This window comes from Massilibacteroides sp., assembly GCF_028705895.1.
GTDB lineage: Bacteria > Bacteroidota > Bacteroidia > Bacteroidales > Tannerellaceae > Massilibacteroides.
The window spans coordinates 17,206-27,546 of record NZ_JAQWCQ010000052.1 but is presented as its reverse complement, the minus strand read 5'-3'; the positions used below and the strand labels follow the sequence as shown (position 1 = coordinate 27,546).

The window sequence follows — 10,341 nt, the reverse complement described above, 5'->3', positions numbered from 1 at the left end:
GCTATTATTTTGTTTTTCTTTCACCTTCTTATATTGCTGTCCACGATTTGTTCTAACCTATCGAGGTTATCCCATTAGAAACGACATAATCCAAGTGTAATAACAACCGGGGTTTCGGACTGATCCGTTTTATATCTAAGTTTAAATTTATGATAGATAAATGTAAACAGAGTTGTCGAAAAAGAGTGTAATCTCTGATATTGATATTCATTTGTACACAAAAAGAAACTCCCCTATAAAGCCGTATTTAAGACTTTTATAGGGGAGTGGTATTGTTTTTTAGATTGCGGTTTCTTTATTCTTCACTTTCCCAGAAAGGAGCTTGTACTAATGTTGGGTCTGTGTCGATCTGGCTTTGATGGATAGGCATCCAGTATTGTTTCTTTTCGTAACTGCGTAAAAGAGCTTTTGTACGAACGAAGAACGCCTTTGGATCAGATTTGTCATCTGAATATTCAGTTCCTGCGAAATTCATTCCATGATCGTAACCATCCAATAGCTCTTCACCTAATTTCCAACGGCGGATATCATGATAACGGATTCCTTCTGCACATAATTCTACACGGCGTTCTTTACGGATTAATTCACGTACTGTTGCCTGATCGTCTTTGTAAGAAATACGTTGGAAGCCATTATTGTCAGTTCCTGTTCCGTATTCGGGGATACCGGCACGTTCGCGGATCTTATTCAGATAAAGCATAATATCGCTATGTCCCGGTGTCGCTTCATTCAATGCTTCTGCATAATTCAGGTAGGCTTCTCCCAGACGGAATAGTATTGCCGGACGGTATGGGCGTTTCCCGTCTCTTGGGATAGACTCTAATGACGTCTTTTTCCTGTTCAGATACCCGTTCTGAGGAGCATCATGTGTAGGACCACCGTCCCATTCGTTAGACATCATGCGTGTGGTACGTCCTTCCTGATGGAACCAGGTACCGTTGAATAATACGGAAACGTAGAAACGTGGTTCACGATTGCTATACATATTATATGTATTAGACAACGTAATCTGACCTGCTTTTACATCAGGAGATTTCCGACACGGATCCCATTTTGTATTTCTTATTTCCGGTTCGGTAGAAAATCCCGATTCCGTATAGCCCGAAGCATCGTTGATGATAGGAGAACCGTCTGCATTATAACCTAAGATAGGAGATAGCCCGTTTTTCATAAAGAAAGCATCTACCATTTCCTGAGTAACACCCATACCTCCATTTCCACCGCATCCGCGAGGTGTTGAGTGTTTTTCCCATTCTCCATAATTGCAATCAGGTCTGGCGAATAATATTTCGTTATTTCCTTCCGATGTTTTTTTGAGGAAAAGATTATAAGTGGACATAAACGGATCAATTTTTCCATCACTTGTGTACTCATAATATAATCCATGACCGGCTGCCTCTGCTTTTTCTATTAACAGTTTGCAGGCATCTGCTGCTTTCTTCCATTTGTTGGCATCGTAAGTGCTGTTAAAGCGTTCTTTGCCGTCATATAGTGTCATTCCCTTGTACCATTCGTTTCCGTTCACTAATGGACTTGCTGCAAATAAGAGCATACGAGCACGAACAGCTAAACAAGCAATAGAGGTTGCTCTTCCGAAGAATGCTTCTTCCCATTTAGCCGGAAGTTTTTCGGAGAGTTCCAATAATTGCTGGTCTAACATATTGACCATATCGTCAAAAGCCATCTGACCGACCATCATTTCGCTTAATGGTGTGTTAACATCCAATACATCACTATAATAGGGTACTGCTCCATACGCTTCCGTCATCATCCAATAATAGTAGGCAACTAAAAAACGACATTCGTTTTTCATTAACTCAATATCTTCCTCAGTTACTTTCTGCAAAGGATTTGCATGCGCATTATTAATGAGGATATAGGCAGACCGGATCCGTTGTGGTAATTGGTTCCAGAAATTACTGTTCCAACCTGAACTTGTGTAGAAGTTTCCCACTCTGAAATTTAATAAAGAACCGCCCCACCATTGTAACCAACGTTGTGAAGGAGTGATGTCATCTCCAACAGTATCCCAACCAATATCTTTTGCAAATTTCCAATACGAATCCGGTACTCCCGAATAAACATTGGCTAACCAGTCTTCAGTACGTGTCTTGTCGTTGAACACCATCTCTAAATCCAATTGATCATCCGGGGCATTATCAATAAAATCGGCACAACCGTTTAGCCCGGCACATAATAGAGTGACACCTATATATTTTACTATGTTTTTTGCTTTCATAATCTATATTAATTAAATGTTAGAAATTAATATCCAAACCAAATGAAACAGACTTCATAATCGGATATTTCATACCATTACTGGTAGCAAGTTCCGGATCCCACATCTTAAATTTAGAGAATGTCAACAGATTCGTCCCTTTCAGATATAACCGTAACGATTTCACTCCCATAGGAACAAGACAGCTTTTAGAGAAGCTATATCCTACCTCTAAGTCTTTCATGCGGAGCATACTCATATCCCGCAACCACCAGGTGGAGTTTTTGGAATTGTTTTCATTCTGTCCGTAAGTCAAACGTGGATAAAATACATCCTGACTCGGATTTTCCGGAGTCCAACGATCTTGATAATTATCGAAAATATTATACATAGCCCCCATAGAACTACCCGGCATAAAACCGGTTCCACCAATAAAGCGATAGGTTTTTCCGATTCCTTGGAAGAAGATGTTCATGTCAAAGTTTTTGTATTTGATATTACCCCCGAGACCGTAAACTAATTGTGGATCGGTTGTTCCTTTCAGAGCTACTTCGTCCATGTCTGTCACTGCCCCGTCTCCGTCAATATCTACATATTTAATGTCTCCAGGTCTTATTTTAGAAACAAATGTATGATCAGGTATTCCATCCTTCAGAATTCCATTCTCAACATCAATAAAGTCATCCTCTGTAAATAATCCGTCAGCAACTAACCCGAACAATTGATTTACAGGCAAACCGGTACGTTGACGGTTTGTTCCCATTACACCCGGCGCTTCGTCCTGTTCTATGATTTTATTCTTTGCATAAGTCATGGTTCCTCTGAAACCAACGAACCAATCATTATTAATTTGTTTGTTGTAAACAAGAGAGATGTCAACCCCCTGGTTGTCAACTTTCCCGTAATTAGCCCAAGGAGTATTTATAAATCCGGCAGCAGAAGGGATCGTGTTTCGTTTCATGAAGATATCTTCGCGTTTTTCCTTAAACCAGTCAACCTGCAAATCCAAGGCATTCCACAAGCCAAGTTCAAAACCAATATTTGTTTTTGCCACAGTTTCCCAAGTCAAATTAGGTATCCCGAAATCTCCTTCAAATCGCCCTGTACGGTGATAATCATTATTTACGCCCCATTTGTATTGGTAGTCATCACTACTGTTGATTGTTGTGATATAAGCAAAACGGCGTCCGGCTAACTGATCGTTTCCTACCAATCCCCATGAACCTCTCAATTTTAATTTAGAAATTGTTTCTTTATAGTTTTCCATAAATGCTTCTTCCGAAAGCAAATAACCTAAAGCAAATGATGGGAAGAAACCGAAACGATACCCTTTAGCAAAGTTTTCCGAACCATTATATCCAAAGTTAAACTCGGCAATATAACGGTTGTCATAATTATAAGAAGCCCTACCTGCAATACCCATTCGACGGTATGGCACCACACTTCCATTCTGATAATCCCTTTGATTATACAAGAACATACCTTCTACATTATGCTTGCCGAAATGCTGATTGTAATTTACGCTTCCTTCTATATAAGTAGCCCGGTTACCCCATTCCTTCTTTTGTTCTGTATTTAAGAACATTTGTCCGTAGTCAGCAATAGAAAGTTCTAAGTTTCCGTCTTCGTCTCTGGATGATGCCGGATTGTAATAATCCGGACTCTTTGAACGTAAAATACCGGAAACCATATATCTGTCGAATGAAAATAATCCCTTTATCTTCAAACCCGGAAGTAAGAATTTTAAATCCTGTTCCAAAGAAAATAAAGATTCAATCTTTGCATTGGTATAGGTCTGGAATCCGTGTTGCGTCGCTTTAGCCCATGGGTTTTGTCTTGACTTTACGCGTGGAATTTCTCCGGTTGAATAAATCGTAGGGTGTACAAAAGGAGGTGTCTCAAAAGCAGCACCTAACACATCGTCGGATGATGATGTCATGCCGTTAGTGTCCTGAAGATAACCACCTACGCTTACACGAGCTATAGTTGTTTTCGTAATATTAACATCTACGTTTGAACGCATATTGTATTTGTTCAGCTTCGTAGAAGAATCCCAGGTCTGACTCTTATCCCTTTCGAAGATTCCTGATTCACCATAATAAGAAGCCACTAAGGCATAACGAAGAATGTCGCTACCGCCGGTAACCGTCAGGTTGGCGCGACGATTACTTGCATGATCTTTGGTTATCGTATCCAACCAGTCAACATCCGGATAAAGTTCGGTGTCTTCACCTGTCCGATATTTTTCGATTATATCAGGAGAATAAATTTCAAGACCACCGCCATCAGTTGAAAGTTCATTCATTAAAGATAGATAGTCGGCCGAGCCAATGAAATTGGGTAATTTGACTGGCTGAGTAAACCCTTGTTCATAATGAACATTTATTGACGGTTTTCCTAATTTACCTCTTTTCGTATTAACCAAGATCACACCATTCGCTCCACGAACTCCATATACCGCACTTGCTGCAGCATCTTTCAGAACAGAGAATGATTCAATTTCTGCCGGATCCATATCATCCAGAGTACGTTCGATTCCATCTACTAAGACTAATGGACTACGACCGGCATTTTGAAAAGACGAAATACCACGAATCCAAAAGCTTGAACCATCGGATCCCGGTTCTCCCGAACGTTGTACTGCAATAACACCGGCTACCTGACCGGCTAAATTATTACTTAAAGCACGTGTCGGACTTTGTTGTAGAAGATTCGGTTCGATAGTCGTGATAGAACCAACAACCGATTCTCTCTTTTGCGAACCGAATCCTACCACAACGACTTCATTCAATCCGGTGGAAATCTCCTTCATGTTGACGTTGATATTGATCTGGTTTCCAACTTTTATTGTTGTCGGCTGATAACCAATATAACTGAATACTAATTCTGCGTTTTTATCAGGAACAGACAGGAAATAATTACCATTAATATCGGTTGTAGTACCTGTACTCGTAGATTTAATAGAGACATTCACCCCGATCAAGGGTTCTCCCTGTTCATCCCATACTGTACCGTTGACATTGACTCCTTTCTTAACTTGTTGAGGAGCTTCAGTTTTGTTAGATAGAATAACCTGTCTTCCTTTGATTTCATAGTTAAGGCCAGCCTCTTTAGAGAGAATCTCCATAATGTCTGAAATCTCTTTGTTTTCAACTCTTACGGACACTCTTTTCTCAAGTTGCCCTAATACATTCTTTGTGTAAGAAAAAATGTACTCACTGTTTTTTTCAATATAATTGATAAATTCTTTTACAGTCTGGTTTTCCATTTTCATTGTAAAAGATTGCTCTTTCTTCATTACCGAATCGTGTTTTTCGGCGTGTAATGAGATAGAAGAAAGAAAAAGGAAACTGATAATCATCAGGAATGATATATGTTTATTTCCTGAACGATTTCGAAGAATGTTATTATTTTTCATAACTTTACATACTTTTCTGGATTAACGTTAACATAATCTTATTGCGTTGATGTTTAATCTTAACCGGATGATAAGGGGATATCATCCGGTTTGTTTTTCATGGCATTAGCTTTTCTCTCTCATGGTATATTAATTAAGTTAGACATTTATATATTATTTCTTTGTAAATAAAACGTTCCGTTTTCCTTGTAAGATGAAATCGGCAGCATTATTTTCAAGTAATCAATAACCTCTTCAATATTGTTGTTCAAATCAAATTTTCCGTATAGTTCTTCTTCGGACAAGGACGGATCGCAGTTTATTTTGGTATTATACATTAAGCTCAACCGATTTAGGATAGCGCTCAACTTCTCTCCATTGAGAATAAGTATTTTATTCACCCACGCCTTGTAATCTTCCGCTTTTACGCTTTCCTTCATTATAATATTGTCTTTCTCGAATAAGACTAATTCATTAGGAATCATTTCGATAGATTTGTTATTTCCATCCGTGATTTCAACTTTACCATTAACTAAAGCGACTTCTCTTGCATTGTTTTCTTTATATGCAAAAACATTAAAAGCAGTTCCTAATACTTTTATATCAAATCCTTCCGTGTTTACGTAAAAAGGCTTTTTCGCATTATGAGCTACTTCCATATATACCTCACCATCTACATAAATCTCTCTCTTATCCTGCTTGAAAACCGTAGGAAAAATTACTTTCGTTCCCGAGTTTACCCATATCTTTGTTCCGTCAGACAAGATCAATTCCGAACGTTTACCTTTGGGAACAATTAATCGGTTATATATCTTTTCTGCAGAAAAATTAGTCTCTTCCTGGTTTATCGGTTTCTCCGAACCTATCTTGAACGAACCATCAGGAGAGTAGGCTATTTGTGTTTCCGATGATATATGTATTGTTTTTAGATCAGACATCACTAAGGTTACCTGATCGTTTTCGGTCGTGGATAAATATTCCGTTGAAACTATCATCTCCTCGAAGCTCGTGTCTTTTGATAAAAGGTTGAAAGAGAGGACGGCGGCGACAAGGATAGCCGCAGATGCGGCAATTGAAATAATCGCAGTCCGGAGGATTCTTTTCTGGCTTTTCTTATTTTCCGGAAGAGGAGACAAATTAGACTCTGCCTCTATCTTGCGTAATGTTTTGTTACGAATAGAATTGGTAATTTCTTCATTTCCTACAGGATCGCAGTTTTCCCAATAATAAACGATCTTTTTTCTTTTATCCTTCATTTAACTTTTTGTGTCTTATTTTTTGGACTGTTACAATAAATAAGACGCAAGTGTTGAAGAAATCTCTTATATGAAAAGATGTTTTTTTTAGAAAAATTATTTATATAAAATTTCGGATATCTTTTGAATGGCGTTAGCTATATGAACATCAATGGTTTTTACAGATATATTAAGCATTTTCGCTATTTCTTTATAGGGGAGTTTTTCAAACTTAGCCAAGAGAAAAACTTCTTTGCATTTAGGAGAAAGGTTATTTATTGCACGATTAATGTTTTCAATCTCCTCTTTACTTATGATCTGTTCGTCGGGTGAGACAACCGCCGGAAGGAAAAAATCTTCAATAGAATCAAAAGATATAACAGAATGATTCACACTCGTTTTTCTTAAATACGAGATAGCCCGATTCCTGACTATCGTTAGCAACCATGATTTTATGGAACGTATCTGATCAAGAGCCTGACGATTATGCCAAACTTCCAGAAAAACATCACTGACAATTTCTTCCGCTGTTTCGCGGGAGTTTACATATCCTTGCGCAAAAAAAAACAAATCTTTAGAATACATATCCATAAAAAGACGAAAAGCATTTTGATCTCCTTTTACTATTCTTTTTATCTGACTGTCATTTATCTGCATTTCGTGTTTCTGTGAAGCATAATGGCAGGCATCCGCTTTCCATTAATGCAAAATCATTTTGCCCCAAAGATACTAAATAGATTGTTTCTTTTTGTTTCTATAATTCCCGTTTTTATGCATACTATTGAATGAAAAAATATAAAGGATATAATTGGAAAAATATCCTTTATTTTTGGAAAAATATCCTTTATATTTTCGGGGGTGTTTTATTTGTTGATTTTCAACATGTTTAAAAATCGGTTTTTTCAGGTAATAAAACCTTGTTTTTATCCACTTCTAACCGTTTTTTTTACTTGATCTGCCCCAGCAATTGCCGGGCGGCCAACACCAGAAACATATAATGCGAAGAACCGCCTCCCATTACATATTCGACCTGTTGCCAGAGATAAGGAAATTCAAATAGTTCTGGGAAATCCGGGCGAATTAATGCTGTGCCGGAAATAACCCCTCCGGGAATATACGACCAGTCGGCACGATTCAGTCCGTAACCTACCGTTGCCGATTTCGCACCAACTCCGGAAGCGAAAGAAGAGGTGTTGGAACCCGGGTGACAACCTAAAACAAAGTTTAACGCGTTATACACCGGCTCCGGGCTAAAGATTTCGGGATATGCCGTGTGTAAGAAATAATGCCGGTATCCAAATGCCTGAATATCCCAACCCGCTCCCCAAATGTAGGGACGGTATGGTATTCCATAAGGAGTCTCCGCACTTAGTTCCTTCAATCGCGTTTGCAGACTGGTTAAAGCCTTATGGATAGCTTCTGAAAACTTACGGTTATGCATCTTCTTATCTGCCCGTCCCATAAACCAGCCTACACGGTCTATGTTTTCTGTGATATATGTCGTTTCCGAGAGCAAATAATCTTTATATTCTTTCTCTCCCGTAGTCAGATACAGTTCAGCTGCCGCATGGATTTTCGCGGATTTTGCCTTATCAACACCTTTTCTTACATTAATATATATATTACGGGCAGCAGCCAATGATTGTACACTTAGTGTATCATTAAACCCTTTAAGTACGCGGGAAACAGCTGCTAGATGGGCGGCGGTAGTCAGTTCCCTGTTTGGATTATCTTCCGTAAACAGCCAGCGGTCATCTTCATTTCCAATCACATTATCCGTCATGGCTATACCATCGCCCAACAAAACATATTGACGAAGATCATTACAGATGATTCCGCGATATAACCGGCCTAATGCCCGGTATGCTCCGACAACACTTAGTGTACCATGCTCGATTTGTTGCAACAAATCGGCTTTACCATCCGGTTGATGAATTTCAGTAACGTGTGTGTCCTGATTGATCGAAGTGACATCGTAATTTATATTGAAGGCTTCATACGCTAATGCCAGAATATACGTTTCACCGGCTTGCGACTCAACCCGGAGATCAAAATCTCCCGCGTCATGCCAACCTCCTCTATTTACTCCCGGCACCACGTCGCCCGGCTTAAACGAAGTCAACGTGCTATGCCCTTGCGAATATCCGTCAATATGATTGAAATCTATAGGAGCCATACGGGCATCGTCCATGTGGCAGCAACCATGCCAGACGCGATACTTCTCATTCACACGCATGTGGCACATCTGTACCGGAAGAAAATATTCCAATACCGGTTGCCATACTCCGCGGTCGTATATGTCCTTTGCGATACGGAAAACAGAGGAATACGAATCACCGTATTTTATCTGATAAAGCCCTTCTTCTTTTAAGTCTGTAAAATCAAACAACAAATAATTATAACGCAGGAACTGCCCCCAGTCGCTTGTGGTTCCGGTTTTGATCTCCTTTTCACCGGTTTCGGTTATCCGGTAGAGTTTCGGGCTGTCTTTTCTATTCTCTCGTTTATCCAACTCGATAACAGCTACTTTCGATTGATTGGGGTGATACCCTAACTGGGAGGTCTGTATAACGGGACTATAGAGCCAGTCTTCCACTACATTGGGAGTGATTACCCATTGGATAGCGCCTTTTGTTGCTCCGGCGGGAACTTCACTTCGCAACACAAACCAACCATTATTGTGGTTCATCCGTCCGTCGAAGAGTTTCAGAACAGTGCCTTGTGATTCTATGGTGAAACGGTTATACGGATCGTCGGGACGGACAGTAAAGCGTTTGCCGACTGCATACGGCTCGGCGACAATATCATCCGCGACAATCGGACTGTATCCATTCCCGTGACTTGTTAAATGTCCGAGACTTGCTTTGCCGTCAGGATTAAAATTACCGGAATGTGCTATATTCGCATTTTCAGTTAGAGTAGGCCCATTCGGTTGTTGAGGAAATATACCGGACATGCTGTCCATAATCCACGGCTTTCCGAATAATGCACCCGGAAACAATTCAAAATTGAATCCCACTTTACCGATAAACTCCTCAGGGACAGGCTGGCTCAGATCAACCGTAACAATAACGGATTTCCCTTCTCCTTTCACCGAAACCACATAGTCTAACGTAATATCCGGATAGATCATCGGATTAAACCCCGTCAGATGCTTTGATGTATCAGGATAACTCAACCAGGCAGTAATCGTATTCCCGGTCTGATCCACTTTTCTATCCCTTTGCTTGGGTACAGGTTGCCATTGTCCCGGAGTAGGCTCCAATCGGATATCCCCATTCGTAGCGACCCGGTTGCCATGCATAATTAGTGAGACACCACCCTGATGACCTTCCGGATAAATATCATCAAATGCCATCACATCTACTCCTTTATTCTGAAAATAACCGGAAGAAGATAACTGGAAATTCTGAGATACAAGTGTTTGAGATGCAAAAAGCAGGCATCCGACAATAAATTTGTCTGTCTTCATGGTTTTTACTATATAAGTT

5 protein-coding genes are annotated in these 10,341 nt (G+C 39.7%); all 5 read right to left on the bottom strand.

Annotation, left to right across the window (positions count from 1 at the left end):
- Nucleotides 1–295: 295 nt before the first annotated feature.
- Nucleotides 296–2,239 (bottom strand): RagB/SusD family nutrient uptake outer membrane protein, encoded by a 1,944-nt coding sequence (locus PHT93_RS12180; RefSeq protein ID WP_300243339.1) that lies wholly within the window; start codon nucleotides 2,237–2,239, stop codon nucleotides 296–298.
- Nucleotides 2,240–2,258: 19 nt separating this feature from the next.
- Nucleotides 2,259–5,636 carry a TonB-dependent receptor gene (locus PHT93_RS12175; RefSeq protein ID WP_300243336.1) on the bottom strand — a complete coding sequence of 1,126 codons (3,378 nt, stop codon included), beginning with the start codon at nucleotides 5,634–5,636 and terminating at the stop codon, nucleotides 2,259–2,261.
- A 146-nt stretch (nucleotides 5,637–5,782) separates the two neighbouring features.
- Nucleotides 5,783–6,871, bottom strand: a complete 1,089-nt coding sequence (locus tag PHT93_RS12170; RefSeq protein ID WP_300243335.1) for a FecR family protein — start codon at nucleotides 6,869–6,871, stop codon at nucleotides 5,783–5,785.
- A 96-nt stretch (nucleotides 6,872–6,967) separates the two neighbouring features.
- Nucleotides 6,968–7,507 (bottom strand): RNA polymerase sigma-70 factor, encoded by a 540-nt coding sequence (locus tag PHT93_RS12165; protein WP_300243332.1) that lies wholly within the window; start codon nucleotides 7,505–7,507, stop codon nucleotides 6,968–6,970.
- Nucleotides 7,508–7,796: 289 nt separating this feature from the next.
- Complete coding sequence (locus PHT93_RS12160; RefSeq protein ID WP_300243330.1) at nucleotides 7,797–10,322, bottom strand: glycoside hydrolase family 9 protein; 2,526 nt, start codon at nucleotides 10,320–10,322, stop codon at nucleotides 7,797–7,799.
- Between the last annotated feature and the right edge of the window lie 19 nt (nucleotides 10,323–10,341).

Bases quoted from the DNA above. Each gene is read 5' to 3' on its own strand.
- PHT93_RS12160 (WP_300243330.1), bottom strand. From the start codon at position 10,322: ATGAAGACAGACAAATTTATTGTCGGATGCCTGCTTTTTGCATCTCAA.
- PHT93_RS12170 (WP_300243335.1), bottom strand. From the start codon at position 6,871: ATGAAGGATAAAAGAAAAAAGATCGTTTATTATTGGGAAAACTGCGAT.
- PHT93_RS12165 (WP_300243332.1), bottom strand. From the start codon at position 7,507: ATGCAGATAAATGACAGTCAGATAAAAAGAATAGTAAAAGGAGATCAA.
- PHT93_RS12175 (WP_300243336.1), bottom strand. From the start codon at position 5,636: ATGAAAAATAATAACATTCTTCGAAATCGTTCAGGAAATAAACATATA.
- PHT93_RS12180 (WP_300243339.1), bottom strand. From the start codon at position 2,239: ATGAAAGCAAAAAACATAGTAAAATATATAGGTGTCACTCTATTATGT.